The sequence below is a fragment of the Paenibacillus sp. E194 genome (assembly GCF_000935845.1).
Lineage (GTDB): Bacteria > Bacillota > Bacilli > Paenibacillales > Paenibacillaceae > Paenibacillus_B > Paenibacillus_B alvei_B.
Genome location: NZ_JMDX01000522.1, coordinates 1 through 900, shown reverse-complemented (window position 1 = coordinate 900; position 900 = coordinate 1). Strand labels below are relative to the sequence as shown.

Here is a 900-nt window from a genome sequence, read left to right as displayed (position 1 = left end):
GACGCAAGTCGGATTGCCTTTATTTGCGGGTGCAGCAGAACAATTCGGATTTATCGAGAAGCTGAACGATCTCTTTGATGAGATGAAGCGGTATCGAGTAGAGTCCAGTGAAGTTGAGGAGCATCTTGCTTTTTTGGACGCTCACATGACAGGACAACCGCTGTTATCCGCGAAGCTTCGCGACATTTCCAGCATCCTGCATGAGTTTGAATCGGAATTGGCTGGTCGTTACTTGGATGGGGAAGACGTGCTTGCTCGATTGTCCGAGGGCGTTGCAGCATCGGAGTACGTGAAGAGAGCTGATATTTGGATTGACGGGTTTCACGGATTTACCCCACAAGAATATGCGGTTCTCGCTTCGCTCATTCTCCATGCGCCGAATGTAAGTGTGACGCTGTGTTTGGATAAGGCTTACGCGCTTGGCGAAGTTCCGCATGAGCTGAATTTGTTCCATCCGACGGCTACTACCATGCTGAAGCTGCTAGAGATGGCCGATACGCTTGGCGTGGACATTGGGAGCATAAAGCATCTTGACTCGAAGGAAGCGCCACTTCCTCGTTATACAGCTTCTCCGAAGCTTGCTCATCTGGAGCGTCATTTTGAACGCAAAGTGCCCTATCGTGCGCCTGAAGTTAATGTGACGAGCAAGGAAAGCCATGCGTCCGATCACGATACGAAGCGAGAGGTTACGGTGCAGGCGGCAGTACATCGCCGCGCCGAGGTTGAAGCGGTTGCTGGGGAAATGCTGCGGCGTGTGCGCAACGAGCAGGTACGCTGGCGGGACATGGCGGTAATGGTGCGGAACATTGCACATTATGGAGAGCTGATTGATACGGTATTCACCGAGGCGGGGATTCCCTATTTTACGGATCAGAAAGAAAATCAGTACTGCATCATCCA

Annotated in this window: 1 pseudogene; it reads left to right on the top strand. The window is 51.8% G+C overall.

From position 1 onward, the window contains the following. Positions 1-900: pseudogene (locus AZ66_RS29345) on the top strand (exodeoxyribonuclease V subunit gamma); the annotation flags it as partial.